Source organism: Bradyrhizobium sp. U531 (assembly GCF_051710265.1).
Classification (GTDB): domain Bacteria; phylum Pseudomonadota; class Alphaproteobacteria; order Rhizobiales; family Xanthobacteraceae; genus Bradyrhizobium.
Map to the genome: position 1 here is coordinate 82,782 of NZ_JASVEN010000007.1, position 15,111 is coordinate 97,892.

Here is a 15,111-nt window from a genome sequence, read left to right on the forward strand (position 1 = left end):
TTGATGTTGAACAGGGGAGGCCTGATCATGCGCGGGTTGGCCGCCGCGCTGCTGGTTCTGGCTTCGGCGCGCCTCGCCGTGGCCGAAGAGAAGCGGCTGCCCGTGCCGGCGGTCTCGATCCGCGCCGGCGAATTGATCCGGGACGACATGATCACCGAGCGCGCCTTCGCGCCGAGCCTGCTCGGCGTCGCCATGTTCATCGAAGGACGCCAGGTCCTGGTCGGCCGCATGGCGCGGCGCGCATTGCTGCCGGGCCAGCCCATTCCCAGCAACGCAGTGGAAGATCCCTGGACGGTCGCCCGCGGCGCCATGGTCAAGGTCGTAGTGGAAGACAGCGGCCTGTCCATCGTCACCTACGGCGCGGCGATGCAGTCGGGTGCGGCCGGCGCGCTGATCCCCGTGCGCAATACCGATACCGGCGTGATCATCAGGGGCGTCGTTCAGGCCGACGGCACCGTCAAGGTCGTGGACGGGTCATGACCAGGATCCTCGTTGCACTCGTCCTGCTGCTTTCGGCCGTCGGTGCCCATGCCGCCGTCCGCGTCAAGGACATCGCGGACATCAAGGGCCTGCGCGAGAACCAGATCGTCGGCTACGGCCTCGTGATCGGCCTGAACGGCACCGGCGACACGCTTCGCAATGCTCCCTTCACGGAGCAGTCCCTGCAATCGATGCTCGAGAACATGGGCATCAATGTCAGGAACGAGACCACCAGCACCAACAATCCGCCGCGTCCGACCACGTTGCGCACCCGCAACGTCGCGGCCGTGATGGTGACCGCGGACCTCGCGCCCTCGATCGGGCCCGGCGAGCGCATGGACGTCACCGTGTCCTCGCTTGGCGACGCGACGTCGCTGCTCGGCGGCACGCTGGTGATGACGTCGCTGCGCGCCGCGGACGGCGCGGTCTATGCGGTCGCGCAGGGCGCGATCACGGTCGCCGGCTACAGCGTCGGCGGCCAGGCGCAGAACGTCAGCCAGGGCACGCCGACCGCCGGGCGCATCCCGAACGGCGCGCTGGTCGAGCGCGAGGTTCAGGGAAGCCTCCGCGAGATGGAATTCCTGGTGCTGGAGCTGAAGAACCCCGATTTCGTCACGGCAACGCGCATCCTCGATGCCATCAACCGTTATGCCGGCGGCCGCTATCGCGCGCAGATCGCCTTCGAACGCGACTTCCGCACCATCGTGCTGTCGAAGCCGCGCCACATCGGTCCGGTCCGGTTCCTGGCCGAGATCGGCGAGCTCACCGTCGAGCCGGACACGCCGGCGCGGGTGGTGATCAACGAGCGCACCGGCACGGTGGTGATCGGACGCGACGTGCGGATATCGACCGTTGCGGTGACGCACGGCAATCTGACGGTTCGGGTCACGGAAATGCCTGTCGTGTCGCAGCCCGCGCCGTTCTCGCGCGGCCAGACGGTGGTCGTCCCGCAAACCGTGGTCGAGGCCAATGAGGCGGGATCGCAGGTGGCGATCCTCAGCGGCGTGGACCTGCAGCGGCTGGTGCGCGGCTTGAACCAGATCGGCCTGAAGCCGTCGGGCATCATCGCGATCCTCCAGGCCATCAAGACGGCCGGCGCGCTCCAGGCCGACGTCATCGTGCAATGATGCACAAGCGTCGTGCAAGCTTGGTCGCTCAATGCTGGGGTCTGAAGCGAGAATCGTACGCGGCCCGATGCTGACGCTGGAACACAAAGCCAAACTCCTCCTGCTGGTCGCGGCATCGATGCTCGCGAGCGCCTCGCCCGTGCTCGCGCTGGACGAGGCCAAGCCGTCGAAGCCGCTCAATTTGCTGTCCTTTGCGCGCGCCCGCGCGGCCGGACCGCAAAAGCCGCAGCCGGTCACGACGGCGCCGAGCGGCAATGCATCGATCCAGGCGACCGCATGGGCCGCAGAGGATTCCGACCCCGCGGCCACCGGCGCGGTGCCAGCGTCCGGGACGCCTGCGCCTGCTCCGGCGGCTGCGCCGACACCTGCGCCCGCACCGGTTCGTCCCGCCAAGCCCGGCAGCATCACGGCGCCGCCGAAGCCCGCGCCGCCGCAGGCCGCGGCGTCCGCGGACAACGAAGTCGCGCTGTTCTGCAGCAACGTTGCCGATCCCGCCGTCGACGCGAGACTGGCCTGGCAGCTCAAGGAGCTGGAAAAGGCCGAGAATCTGCTCCGCGAGCGGATCGCCGAGGTCGAGGCCAAGCGCGCCGAATACGAGAAGTGGATGGCGCTGCGCGACGATTTCCTCAAGAAGGCCGAGGCGAGCGTCGTCGAGATCTATTCGCGCATGAAGCCCGACGCCGCGGCGACCCAGATCGCCGGCATGGCGGACGAGACCGCCGCCGCCGTGCTCGCCAAGCTCAGCCCGAGGAGCTCGAGCGCGATCTTCAACGAGATGGATACGGCACGCGCGGCACACCTTGCCGACCTGCTTGGCGGCATGCGTCGCGTGGATGACGGAAAGACCAGATAGATGAAGAAGCCGATCCTCATCCTCCCGCTTCTCCTGACGTCCCTGCTGCTGGCCGGATGCATGCACGATCCGGCCGAGGTCCTGACCGGCCCGCAGATGTCGCCGGTCGGCGCCGGCCTGCGGACCCAGGCCGATCCGATTCCGGTGACGCCGCGCATGCGCACGCCGGTCAGCTTTCGCTCGACCTGGGACGACGGCACCGATCTCTACCGCGATCCGCGCGCCCGCCGCACCGGCGACGTCGTGACTGTCATCATCTCGATGCAGGACAAGGCCAAGCTCGACAACAAGACCGGCCGCTCGCGCGATTCGCAGATCAAGTTCGGGCTCGACTGGCTGATGGACGTCGCTGGATGGCAGGACAAGGGCTCCACCAACGCCAACCTCAGCACCAACACCCAGATCAAGGGAAACGGCCAGATCGACCGCACCGAGGACATCAAGCTTTCGATCGCCGCCATCGTCACCGACGTGCTGCCGAACGGCAACATCATGATCAGCGGCTCGCAGGAGTTCCGCGTCAACACGGAGATGCGCGTGCTCAATGTCGGCGGCATCGTGCGTCCGCGCGACATCTCGCGCACCAACACGATTTCCTACGAGAAGATCGCCGAGGCGCGCGTGTCCTATGGCGGTCGCGGAAATCTGTCCGACGTACAGCAGCCTGGATGGGGACATCGGATCTATGACGCCGTGGCACCATTCTAACGGCCGCGCCGGCAGGGCCGGGCGAGGGCAGAGGACGTCATGCGCCTGATCGCCGCCATCGTGGTGCTGACCCTTGTCGCGATCGGTGCGGGCGCGCTGGCCGGTCTGCATCTGTTTGCGACCGCCGAGCGTGTTGCCGACGCGAAGAAGAGTGCGACCCCGCCGCCGATCGCGTCGAGCTATGCCGGCAGCGCGCGGCTGCGAAAATTGTCTCCGATCGTGACCAATCTCGGCGCACCCGCCAACAATTGGGCCCGCATCGAAGCCTCCATGGTGACCGAAAGCATGAACGACGAGGAGGCCGGAATCCTGGCCGCGCACATCAGCGAAGACATCGTCACTTACCTTCGCTCGGCGTCGGTCGCGCAGTTCGAGGGATCGCGCGGGCTCCAGCATCTGCGCGACGATCTGAGCGAGCGCGCCAACATCCGCTCGTCGGGCAAGATCCGCGAATTGATCATTGAGACCTTGGTGATCCAGTGAGAGTGAGAGTCCTGCTGCTTGCGCTGATCCTGATGGTGCTGCCCGAAGTGGCGCTCGCCCAGATTCCGGACCTCAACTCGCTGCTGCCGCCCGGAAACGGCTCGACCAGCGGCCGCATCATCCAGCTGATGGCCCTGATCACCGTGATGTCGGTGGCGCCGGGGCTGCTCATCATGGTGACGAGCTTCACGCGGTTCGCGGTGGCGCTGTCGTTCCTGCGCGCCGGGCTGGGCCTGCAGACCACGCCGGCCAACTTGGTGCTGATCAGCCTCGCGCTGTTCATGACCTTCTACGTGATGGCGCCGACCTTCGACCGCGCCTGGGAGACCGGCGTCCAGCCGCTGATGAAGAACGAGATCTCGGAAGAGCAGGCCTATCTGAAGATCACCGATCCGTTCCGAGAGTTCATGCTGGCCCATGTCCGCGACAAGGATCTGCAGACCTTCGAGTCGCTCGCAGCGGAAAGCTTCCGCAAGAAGTTCGACGACAAGCGCGTCGATCTGCGCGTCATCATCCCGGCCTTCATGATCTCCGAGCTGCGGCGCTCGTTCGAGATCGGATTCCTCATCATCCTGCCGTTCCTCGTGATCGACATGATCGTGGCGACGCTGACCATGTCGATGGGCATGATGATGATGCCGCCGACAATCCTGGCGCTGCCGTTCAAGATGCTGTTCTTCGTGCTGATCGACGGCTGGAATCTGCTCGCTTCGGGATTGGTGCGCTCGTTCTCGTAAAGGGCGGCGATCGCCCGGCGCCCTGTCATGGTTAGCGAAACGTACCGCCTTATGGTTAGCGGTAGGTAATATTAACCATCTGATATTGTTGAAGAATTCAAGCCGATCTTAATCCGCGAGCAAGATTTCGCGTGTTAGCAATGCGGCACGGCGGGTTGGACCCCACCCACATTAGTCCAAAGGCATGATGCCGCCCCTCCGTACCGGTGCAAGTCCGGTATGTCCCCTGATGAAAATGTAACGCGTACATAAAGGGACATTCGCAATGTCAAGCCTGCTCACGAACTCGTCCGCCATGACCGCGCTCCAGACCCTCCGGTCTGTCAGCTCGCAACTCTCCACCACGCAGAGCCGGATCTCCACCGGTCAGCGCGTGGCCACCGCCGCGGACAACGCCGCCTACTGGTCGATCGCCACCTCGATGCGCGCCGACAACGCCGCGCTCTCCGCCGTCTCCGACTCGCTCGGTCTGTCGGCCGCGACCGTCGACACCGAGTACACCGCTCTGAACAAGGTGCTCGGCGACAGCAACTCCGGCCTGACCAAGCTGCAGTCGCTGCTGGTCGAAGCCAAGACCGCCGGTATCGATCGCAGCAAGATCCAGTCGGAAGTCAGCCAGATCCAGCAGGACATGAAGAACGTCGCCGGCGCGGCGACCTTCAACGGCGTCAACTGGCTGAGCACGAACGCCTCCACGCCGACCACCGTCAACCTGGTGTCGTCGTTCTCGCGTGTCGGCTCCACCCCGACCACCAGCTCGATCACGGTGACCGTCGCCAACTACTCGCTCTACACCTCGAGCACGAACGGCATCCTCGACACGGTGAGCGGCAGCGCCTCGGTCGACAGCCTCAACATCGGTGCGTTGACTGACTCGGCCGCCGACCAGACCATTCTCGATGGTTACATCGCGAAGGTCACTGCAGCGATCGGCACGGTGTCTTCGGGCGCCGCCAACCTCGGCGCCATCAAGAACCGTATCTCGAACAACTCCGAGTTCGTGAAGTCGCTGATGGACTCGGTTGATCGCGGTATCGGCCAGCTCGTCGACGCCGACATGAACCAGGAGTCCACCCGCCTGGCGGCTCTCCAGGTCCAGCAGCAGCTCGGCGTTCAGGCGCTCTCGATCGCCAACAATAACAGCCAGAGCATCCTGTCGCTGTTCCGCTAAGTCCCAGAAACGTCTGCGGAGGGCCGCGCTTCGCAAGAAGCGCGGCCCTTTCGTTTGGCGCGTTCGCCGCGCGCCATGATTTTGGCATCTGTTGCGAAAGGATCACAGGGCCACAAGCCCCGCACAAGCTTCACTGGCTAGTCTCGCCGTTACGACGGGTTGGGTTCACGCGCATTTCCGCAAACCCAAAGGCATGATGCCGCCCTGTCGTACCGGTGCAAGTCCGGTATGTCCCCATTCAATCTGTTTTCAAAGGGACATCAAAGATGGCTTCCAGCCTGCTTACCAACTCCGCTGCAATGACTGCGCTCCAGACCCTCCGGAATGTCAGCGCCAGCCTGCAGACCACCGAAAACCGCATCTCCACCGGCCAGCGCGTCTCGACCGCTTCGGACAACTCGGCCTATTGGTCGATCGCGACCTCGATGCGCGCCGACAACGCCGCGCTCTCCGCCGTCTCCGACTCGCTCGGTCTGTCGGCTGCGACCGTCGACACCGAATACACCGCTCTGAACAAGGTCATCGGCGACCAGAACTCCGGCCTGACCAAGCTCCAGGCGCTGCTGGTCGAAGCCAAGACCGCCGGTATCGACCGCACCAAGATCCAGTCGGAAATCACCCAGATTCAGCAGGACATGAAGAACGTCGCCAACGCGGCGACCTTCAACGGTGTCAACTGGCTGAGCACCAACGCGTCCACGCCGACCACCGTCAACCTGGTGTCGTCGTTCTCGCGCGTCGGTGGCACGCCGACGATCAACACCATCACGGTCACGGTGTCCAACTACTCGCTGTACACGTCGTCCACGAGCGGCATCCTCGACACCGTGAGCGGCACTGCGTCGATCGACACCATCGCCATCGGCTCGCTGACCGACTCGGCCGCCCACCAGACCATCCTCGACGGCTACATCGCGCAGGTCACCACCGCGATCAACACGGTCAGCCAGTCGGCCGCCAACCTCGGCGCCATCAAGAACCGCATCTCGAACAACACGGAATTCGTGAAGTCGCTGATGGACTCGGTGGATCGCGGTATCGGCCAGCTCGTCGACGCCGACATGAACGCGGAATCGACCCGGCTCCAGGCGCTGCAGACCCAGCAGCAGCTCGGCGTTCAGGCGCTCTCGATCGCCAACCAGAACAGCCAGAGCATCCTGTCGCTGTTCCGCGGCTAAGCGGCGCTTTCGAAAACGACCGTGCTCCCTTCGGGAGCACGGTCCCCGCCGTGAGCGGCGGAACTGGCGGCACATGACGTGCCCGCAATCGACCCCAACGCCAAATTTGAACGGCACGCCGCAACCGACCGCACCATGATGCGCTCCGGGGCGTCCGCGCGTTGCCGAAACGCTGATTGCGCCTCAAGCTTCTTGTAAATTTGCAACGCCGTGCCTGCGAACTGACACAATCGCGTCCTCGCGCAACCTTCAGACAAGGTTGGCAGCGGAGTGTCCTCTACGTTCGCATTGGTACGAGGTCATATGCTGTTCAGTCGTGCGCAGATACAGCAACTGCTCAACAATCTGCTGGAGCTTGGGCCGCGACGCCTGATGGCCTTGGGACTGATCGGCTTTGCCGTTCTCGTCACCGTCGTCGGCGGCGCGTATTATCTGAGCCGTCCCGAGTTCGAGACGCTCTACACCGGCCTCACCCGCGAGGACGTGACGCGGATGGGCGCTGCGCTGCGCGAGCAGAACATCACCTTCGACGTGAATACGGCGGGCGACGCGCTCTCGGTGCGTCCGAGCCAGACCATGCAGGCGCGGATGCTGCTTGCCGAGAAGGGGCTGCCGACCAGCGCCAATTCCGGCTACGAGCTGTTCGACAAGATCGGCTCGCTCGGCCTGACCTCGTTCATGCAGGAAGTCACCAAGCTGCGCGCGCTGGAAGGCGAGATCGCGCGCACGGTGCAATTGATGAAGGGCGTCAAGGCGGCGCGGGTGCATATCGTGATGCCGGTACGCGGCTCGTTCCGCGCGACGCAGCAGCCGCCGTCGGCCTCGGTCGTGCTGCGCACCGACGGCGCCATCGAGGCGCGCACGGCGCAGTCGATCCGTCATCTCGTCGCCGCCGCCATTCCCGGCATGAGCCGCGACAAGGTGACGGTGCTGGATGCCGACGGCTCGATGCTGCTCGCCGAAGAGGACGAGGCGAGCGCCGCCCCGACCAAGATGGCGAGCCTGCAGAAGACGGTCGGCGGCATGGTTCAGGAGAACATCCGCAAGGCGCTGACGCCGTATCTCGGCCTCGACAATTTTGAGGTCAGCGTCGCTCCGCAGCTCTCCACCGACAAGAAGCAGATCAACGAGACCGTCTACGATCCCGAGAGCCGCGCCGAGCGTTCGGTGCGCAACGTGCGGGAAAAGGAATCGTCGCAGAACGCCGATCGCTCGACGCCGACGACGGTGCAGCAGAATCTTCCCGATCAGCAGGTGAACGCCGGCGGCGGAAAGAACTCCAGCGAGGACAAGACCCGCCGCGAGGACGTCACCAATTTCGAGGTCTCGTCCAAGACCACGACGACGGTGAGCGACGGCTATTCCGTGAAGAAGCTCTTCATCGCCGTACTGGTCAACCGCGGACGGCTTGTCGCCGATCTCGGCGACAAGACCAATCAGGCCATCGTCGACAGCAAGCTCGCCGAGATCAGCCAGCTCGCGGCGACGGCCGGCGGGCTGGACAAGGCGCGCGGTGACCAGATCCAGGTGACGGCGGTCGACTTCATCGAGGGCTCGCGCGAACTGGCGCCCGTGCCGCCGATCAGCTTCGTCGAGATGATCAACAAGCAGCTCGGTAGCGTCATCAACGCCGTGACGATCCTGGCCGTTGCTTCGATGCTGGTCTGGTTCGGCTTGCGGCCGGCGGTCAACGGCATTCTGACCCATCGCGCCCAGCAGGAGCAGGTGGAAGCCGCCGAGGCCGCCGAGATCGAAGCCGCCGCGGCGCTGGCGCTGGCCGACAGTCAGGACCCCGAGCTCAATCTCGTCGAGGACCTCGAAGGCAAGATGCAGCGCACGCCGCAGAAGCGGCTGGAGCAAATCGTCCGGCTCGATCAGGCGCAGGCGGCAGCGATTCTTAAAGACTGGATGCGACGCGAGGAGGCGGCATGAACGCGGCAATTGGAAAGCTCCTGACGCAGTTCGACGCGAACGGCCGGGCCAAGTCGCCACCGCCTCCGCCGCCCAGGATGCAAGACGTGCTGACGCGGCCGAAGGAGATCGTGCGCGAGCCGCAGCCGCAGCTGCAGGCTCCGCCGCAGCAGCAGCCCCAGTCGCCGCCTCCGGCGCCGAAGGCGGAAGCGCCGCCGGTCAATCTGCTGGACGATGCCTACCGGCGCGGCCTTGCGGCCGGTGTCGCGGAAGGCGACACCAAGCTCGCCGAGGAGCGCGTTCGCAGCGCTATCCGGCTCGGCGAGGAGCGCGCCAAATGGTCCGATCAGCAGGCGGTCGCGATCGTCAGCGGCTTCGAGGCGGCGTGCCGGGAGATCGAGACCAATATCGCAAGCTCCGTCGCGCGCATCCTGTTGCCGTTCCTCGCCGATGCCGTTCGCGACAAGGCGATCGGATCGCTGGTCGAGCAGATCGCGGCGCTGACCGGCAGCTCGTCGGCGCCTGCGTTCAAGGTGACCGGCCCGAGCGAATTGCTCGAGCTCGTGAAGACCCAGCTCCAGGCGTCCCGGCGCATCGGCATCGAATACGAAACCGCCGAGATGCCCGAAGTTCGCGTCGTCGCCGATCAGACGGTGATCGAGACGCAGATCTCGGCCTGGAGCGAACGCCTGAAGGAAGCCCGCCGGTAATCCGCCATGGAAGAGGTCAAGCACGAGCTCGTCATCGTCCGTCGCCGCAGCGCCTTCGCCGAGGAGGCGCATCACGGCGGCGTATGGAAGATCGCCTATGCGGACTTCATGACCGCGATGATGGCTTTCTTCCTGGTGATGTGGTTGCTCAACGCGCTGAACCAGGACCAGAAGCAGGTCGTCGCGAGCTATTTCAACCCGATCAAGCTCGCGGAGAACGCGCCGGCTCCGAAGGGCCTCAAGGATCTCTCCAAGAAGGAGCCGACGTCGTTCGAAGGACAGGACGGCAGGCGACAGCCGGCCGGTCCGAGCGAAGAGCGCCGCGGCGATTCCCCGACAGCCGAGAAGCCGCCTTTCTATGAAGAGAAGGTGCTGTTCCGCGATCCCTATGCCACGCTCGCCGAGATCGCGAGCAGCGCCAACCAGGCTTCGGGCCAGCGCCGCGCCGGCGCGCTGACATCGGCCGAAGAGGACGGCCTCAAGGGCGGCGATGCCTACCGCGATCCGTTTGACCCCGGCTATTGGAAGCTGGCGCCGCAGGCGTCCAAGGACGCCGATCGCATGATCGAGAGCGAGCCCAAGCCGAACGGCTCCGCGCGCGACGCCGCGTCCGCCACAAATCCGGGCGAGCCGCAGGCGCGTCGGACCAAGGCGGACGATGCCGGCGGAAGCGTGGCCATGAGTGTGGATTCGTCGTCCGCGAACCCGTCGCCGTTGTTGCCGCCGTCCCCCGCGCCGGCGCCATCGCCGCGCGACGGCAGCGCCCAGGCAGCCGGCCAAGCGAACAGTCAGGCGACCGTTCAAGCCAACGCCGCCGCGCAAGCGCGTCAGGGCGATGCGGCCAAGGAGAACGAACCGCGCGATGCCGCGCAGGCCCAGCAGCCGACCATCAAGCAGCTTCAGTCCGCGATCGCCGAGGCGCTGTCGGACATCAAGGCGGGCGCAGGCCCGGCGGCCGAGGTGCGTCAGGTCGAGGAGGGGCTCCTGATCAGCCTGACGGACGATGCGAGCTTCGGCATGTTCGCGGTCGGCTCGGCCGAGCCGCGGCCTGAACTGATTCGCGTGATCGACAAGATCGGGCCGCTGCTGACCAAGCGCCAGGGCATGATCATCGTCCGCGGCCACACCGACAACCGGCCGTATCGTTCGGAGACTTACGACAATTGGCGGCTCTCCACCGCGCGCGCCCAGATGGCCTATTACATGCTGGTTCGCTCCGGCGTCGACGCGCAGCGGATCGAGCATGTCGAAGGTTACGCCGACCGGCGGCCGAAGCTTCAGAACGATCCGGCAGCGGCGCAGAACCGCCGCATCGAGATCCTGATCCGCGAGAAGCGCCCTTGATCAGGCCGCTGCTCTGCGCCGCTCTGTTGCTGCTGCCGTTCACGGCGGGAAGCGGGCTTGCTCAACCCGCGCGCCCGTCGGGCGAGCCCTATGAGCTCGTCCGCGCGTTGCAGGCGGTGCAGGACGGCATCGCCAACGGCGACACCGCCGCGCATGGCAGCCACATCGCGCTGATCAGGCAGATCGGCGAGAAGTTTCTCGCCGCCGATCCGGCCGTGTGGAGCAATCCGCAGAACAGCCAGGCCGTGGTCATCTACCTGCTCAGCGGCGGCGCGCCGCAAATCGTCCGCAAGCTGCCGCGCGACAGGATGGCCGTGGACGAGCGCCTGTTCAACGGCGCGCTCGCCTATGTCGAGGGCCGCCAGGAGGAAGCGCGGGAGCAGCTCAAGGACGTCAAGCCGCGGACGCTGCCCTCGGGCCTGGGCGGACAGGTCGCGCTGGTGCAGGGCGCGCTGTTCGCGCGCGCCGAGGCATCGTTCGCGATCGAGCGCCTGGACGATGCGCGCCTGCTGCTGCCCGGCACGCTGGTGGAGGAGGCGGCGCTGCGTCGCGAGATACTGCTGGTGGGGCAGGCGGAGGATTTCGACAAATTCGAGTTCCTGACGCTGGCCTATCTCCGCCACTACCGCAATTCGATCTATGCCGGCGATTTCTGGCAGCGCTTCTCCACCGGCTTGACGCAGTCGAGCCTGGCGCTCGACCAGCGCCGCTTTGCGCGGATCACGGCGCTGCTGGAGCAGATCGATCGCGCGAGCCGCCTCAAGCTCTATCTGGTGATCGCGCGCGCGGCGATGGTGCGTGGACAGCTGGCCGTGACGCGGCTTGCCGGCGAGCGGGCACTGACGCTCAGCGCCGACGCTTCCAGCGAGCGCGAGCGGGCGCATTTCCTCCGCGGCGCCGCGCGGGCGCTCACCGACGAATATGACGGCGGTCTCGCCGAGCTGAAGGCTGTCGATCGGTCGAAGCTGCCCGAGCGCGACGTTCCCCTCTTCAGCGCCACGGTGCAGCTCGCGCTCGATGTCCGCAAGCCGCTCCCGGGCGCTTCCGCAGCCGCCAAGCCTCCGGCAACGCCGGCGCGTCTCGATCTGGCGTCATCGACCGTGGCGCTCGCGCGCGCGCAGAAGCAGCTCGGCGAACTCGAACTTCTCACCAGGGACCGCCGTCCATGACCAAGCTCACGGGAACCACCGGACAGCTCTTCTCGGGTCTCGCCGAGAGCCTGAACATGCGCGGCACCGCGCGCGCAGCCAAGGGTGCCGGGGGCAAGTCGCAGGCGAGCTCCTCGTTCAACGATCTGCTCCATACCGTCTCGAACCTCGCCAAGCAGGCTCTGAACGAGGACGGCGGCGATACGACCGCGAAGGCCGCACCGCTGCGCCCGCGTCTGGCTCACACGACCGAAACCGACAAGCCGAAAAACGCGGTGGCGCACGAGCGCATCGCGACGTCGGAGCATTCAAAGTCCAGCGACGAGCCGTCCGACAAGAAGACCGACAAGGCGTCGGAGAAGCAGCGCCCGGCCGATCATGCCGCCAAGGCGGGTGTTCAGGCTTCATCGAACACAGCCGTGGTGATCGGGCAGGAGATCGCGGCCGCGCCTGCTGTGAAGCCGCAGCTGCAATTGCAGTCCGCCGACAAGGATGCGCCCGCGCGCGAGGAGCGGTCGTCGGGGAAGCGTGAGATTCAGGGTACGGCGAAGGCGACGGCCAACGCCTCTCCGTCCAATGATGCTCCGGCCCCGGCGCATTCGCGCACCGCGGCTTCGCAGTCGGAGCAAGCGCCGCAACCGTTATCTGCTCAGGACAGCGAGCCGTCCGCGATGCCCGCGACATCGGGCTTCGAGGCGGTCACGGCCAATGTCGAGCGCGCGGTCAAGGCCGCGGGGCGCGATGCGCTGCCCGAAACGACCAAGGTTACGGTGGTTCAGCAGGAGACCCATATGCCTCCGGCGCAGTTCAGCGCCCCGCAACAGGTCGCCAACGCGGTCGTCGCCGAGCTGAAGGAGTCCGCAAGCCCCGCGGCACCCGCAGCGCCCGATCTCACGGCTTCCCAGACCAATGCGCCGGATCAGCCGCTGAAGATCCTGACCCTCAATCTCGAGCCGCCGGCACTCGGCAACGTCACCGTACGCCTTCGTCTCGTCGGCACCGAAGTGTCCATCCATCTCGCGGCCGAGCGCAAGGATACCAGCCAGATGCTGGACCAGCAGCGCGACTCGATCCGCGATCTCATGCAATCGGCCGGCTATGTCGCCGACGTCGCGCCCGTCCAGCACGGCTCGCTGGACGGATTCCAGAGCGGCTCCGGCCAGTCGCAGCCGCAGTTCTCGGGCCAGCAGCAGCCGTCGTCGCAGTCGCAGGGAACGTTCAGCGGTGCCGGCAACTCGTCCGGACAATCCGACGGCAATGCCAGGCAGGCCCGGCAGGAGCGCCAGTCCAACCAGGAGACGCGTCATGATCAGGACGTGGGCCAGCAGGCTAGTCGCGGCCCTGTTTATCTGTAACGCGGGCGCGGCGGCAGCGGCGACCGACAACGCGCGCCCGTGCGAGCGCGAGATGGCGCGCGCGGCCCAGCAGCACGGGATTCCGCTCGGCATTCTCTACGCGGTCGGTCTCACCGAGACCGGCCGGCGTGGCGCGCTGCATCCTTACGCGCTCGGGGCCGACGGCCAGACTGTGTTCGCGAGGGATCTCGATGACGCCATGGCGAATTTCGAGGCGATACGCGGCAAGGGCATCAAGCTGATCGATCTCGGCTGCATGCAGATCAATCACCATTTCCACGGCGACAAGTTCAATTCGGTGCGGGCGATGTTCGATCCCGCCAAAAACGTCGACTATGCCGCGCGTTTCCTCAAAGAGCTGAAGCAGCGCGAAGGCAGCTGGACCATGGCGGTCGCGCGCTACAATGCGGGTCCCAACAATCAGCCGGCGCAGAAGCGCTATGTCTGCCACATCGTCGCGCATCTCGTCTCGAGCGGCTTCGGCGCCTGGACAGACAAGGCGCGATCCTTCTGCCAACCGAAGACGACATGACGTGACGACCTAAGCAACGAACGATGCCACGACGATAAGTTGTGCATCGTCCCAAATCATCAGCCCCGCGCAAGCAAGACCCCCCATTGTAACTGCAACCTACCAAAGGAGCCCCTTTCATGAGCCTGTATGGTGTTATGCGCACCGGTGTTTCCGGGATGAACGCGCAATCCAACAAGCTGTCGACGGTCTCGGACAACATCGCCAACGTCAACACGACCGGTTACAAGCGGGCTTCCACCGAATTCTCCTCGCTGATCCTGAAGAGCGGCTCCGGCAATTACGATTCCGGCGCGGTCGAGACCACGGTCCGCTACGCCATCTCCGACGCCGGCAACTATCACTTCACGACGTCGACGACGGATCTTGCGGTCCAGGGCAACGGCTTCTTCGTGGTGCAGGACGCAAACGGAAACAACTTCCTGACCCGCGCCGGCGCCTTCGTGCCGGACAACACCGGTAACCTCGTCAACACCGCTGGCTTCCAGCTGATGGGCTACAACATCGCGAACGGCGCGGTGCCGACCGTTGCCGCCAACGGCTTCGGCGGTCTGCAGGTCATCAACGTCAACCAGATGGCGCTGCAGGCTGCGCCGTCGACCAAGGCGACCGTGGCCGCCAACCTCGATCCGAGTGCGGCGGTTGTTGCTGCACCAGCCGCTGCGGCTGGTCCGTCCAACTACACCTCGAAGACGTCGATGGTAACCTACGACAATATCGGCAACGCGGTGACGCTCGACGTCTACGCGGCGAAGACCGGCGCGAACACCTGGGACATCGAAGTCTACAACGGCGCGACGTCGCTGACGGGCGGTCCCTCTGCCACGACTGCGTTCAGTTTCGACGTCACCGCGACCGGCAAGGGCAAGCTCGCCGCCGCGAGCCCGACCTCGCTTTCGGTCGCGATCCCCGGCGGCTCCGCAGCCTTCAATATCGACATGTCGGCCATGACCCAGGTCGCGGCCGCCTTCGATTTCAAGGCAACGGTCGATGGCAACGCTCCGTCCGCGGTCGAGAAGGTGAACATCGACGACAAGGGCATCGTCACCGCCGTGCTCAAGAACGGCACCACGCTGCCGAGCTTCCAGATCGCACTCGCGACCGTGCCGAGCCCGGATCACCTGACGCCGGAGGTCGGCAACGTCTATTCGCCCAATCTGGAGTCCGGAAACGTGCAGGTCGGCCTCGCCGGCCAGGGCGGTCTCGGCACCGTCAAGTCAGGTGCGCTGGAGGATTCCAACGTCGACCTCGCGGACGAGCTAACCTCGATGATCGAAGCCCAGCGCGGCTTCACCGCGAACTCGAAATCGTTCCAGACCGGCGCCGACCTGCTGGACGTCGTCGTCAACCTGAAGCGCTGAACTCTTCAGCGCT

At 65.7% G+C, this 15,111-nt stretch carries 15 protein-coding genes; all 15 read left to right on the plus strand.

Annotated features, from left to right (window positions below):
• The first annotated feature begins 27 nt into the window (after nt 1-27).
• The 15 genes from flgA (at nt 28) to QRQ56_RS27900 (ending at nt 15,098) form a co-directional block, all read left to right on the plus strand.
• On the plus strand, nt 28-480 hold the full coding sequence (gene flgA / locus QRQ56_RS27830) for a flagellar basal body P-ring formation chaperone FlgA (RefSeq protein ID WP_438744378.1): 453 nt from the start codon (nt 28-30) through the stop codon (nt 478-480).
• A complete protein-coding gene (gene flgI / locus QRQ56_RS27835) occupies nt 477-1,607 on the plus strand; it encodes a flagellar basal body P-ring protein FlgI (protein ID WP_438744380.1) in 1,131 nt (376 codons plus the stop codon). The genes flgA and flgI overlap by 4 nt, the downstream gene beginning before the upstream one ends.
• Before the next feature lie 67 nt (nt 1,608-1,674).
• Nucleotides 1,675-2,460: a MotE family protein gene (locus tag QRQ56_RS27840; RefSeq protein ID WP_438744381.1), complete on the plus strand. Its 786-nt coding sequence runs from the start codon at nt 1,675-1,677 to the stop codon at nt 2,458-2,460.
• Complete coding sequence (gene flgH, locus QRQ56_RS27845) at nt 2,461-3,168, plus strand: flagellar basal body L-ring protein FlgH (protein WP_438744382.1); 708 nt, start codon at nt 2,461-2,463, stop codon at nt 3,166-3,168. It begins immediately after the preceding gene.
• A 39-nt stretch (nt 3,169-3,207) separates the two neighbouring features.
• On the plus strand, nt 3,208-3,651 hold the full coding sequence (locus QRQ56_RS27850; protein ID WP_438744383.1) for a flagellar basal body-associated FliL family protein: 444 nt from the start codon (nt 3,208-3,210) through the stop codon (nt 3,649-3,651).
• Nucleotides 3,648-4,388 carry a flagellar type III secretion system pore protein FliP gene (gene fliP, locus QRQ56_RS27855; RefSeq protein WP_438744384.1) on the plus strand — a complete coding sequence of 247 codons (741 nt, stop codon included), beginning with the start codon at nt 3,648-3,650 and terminating at the stop codon, nt 4,386-4,388. The genes QRQ56_RS27850 and fliP overlap by 4 nt, the downstream gene beginning before the upstream one ends.
• 265 nt (nt 4,389-4,653) lie before the next feature.
• A complete protein-coding gene (locus tag QRQ56_RS27860; RefSeq protein ID WP_438744385.1) occupies nt 4,654-5,559 on the plus strand; it encodes a flagellin in 906 nt (301 codons plus the stop codon).
• Between the two features lie 266 nt (nt 5,560-5,825).
• Complete coding sequence (locus tag QRQ56_RS27865) at nt 5,826-6,737, plus strand: flagellin (protein WP_438744386.1); 912 nt, start codon at nt 5,826-5,828, stop codon at nt 6,735-6,737.
• Nucleotides 6,738-7,040: 303 nt separating this feature from the next.
• A complete protein-coding gene (gene fliF / locus QRQ56_RS27870) occupies nt 7,041-8,669 on the plus strand; it encodes a flagellar basal-body MS-ring/collar protein FliF (protein WP_438744387.1) in 1,629 nt (542 codons plus the stop codon).
• On the plus strand, nt 8,666-9,358 hold the full coding sequence (locus QRQ56_RS27875; RefSeq protein ID WP_438744388.1) for a hypothetical protein: 693 nt from the start codon (nt 8,666-8,668) through the stop codon (nt 9,356-9,358). The genes fliF and QRQ56_RS27875 overlap by 4 nt, the downstream gene beginning before the upstream one ends.
• 6 nt (nt 9,359-9,364) lie before the next feature.
• Nucleotides 9,365-10,702, plus strand: coding sequence for a MotB family protein (locus tag QRQ56_RS27880; protein ID WP_438744389.1), 1,338 nt, complete (start codon nt 9,365-9,367; stop codon nt 10,700-10,702).
• Nucleotides 10,699-11,871: a chemotaxis protein gene (locus QRQ56_RS27885; protein WP_438744390.1), complete on the plus strand. Its 1,173-nt coding sequence runs from the start codon at nt 10,699-10,701 to the stop codon at nt 11,869-11,871. The genes QRQ56_RS27880 and QRQ56_RS27885 overlap by 4 nt, the downstream gene beginning before the upstream one ends.
• Complete coding sequence (locus tag QRQ56_RS27890) at nt 11,868-13,205, plus strand: flagellar hook-length control protein FliK (RefSeq protein ID WP_438744391.1); 1,338 nt, start codon at nt 11,868-11,870, stop codon at nt 13,203-13,205. Before QRQ56_RS27885 ends, QRQ56_RS27890 begins: the two co-directional genes overlap by 4 nt.
• A complete protein-coding gene (locus tag QRQ56_RS27895; protein WP_438744392.1) occupies nt 13,156-13,737 on the plus strand; it encodes a transglycosylase SLT domain-containing protein in 582 nt (193 codons plus the stop codon). Before QRQ56_RS27890 ends, QRQ56_RS27895 begins: the two co-directional genes overlap by 50 nt.
• Before the next feature lie 119 nt (nt 13,738-13,856).
• Entirely contained in the window at nt 13,857-15,098 is a 1,242-nt protein-coding gene (locus QRQ56_RS27900; RefSeq protein ID WP_438744393.1) for a flagellar hook protein FlgE, read from the plus strand.
• Nucleotides 15,099-15,111: the final 13 nt, after the last annotated feature.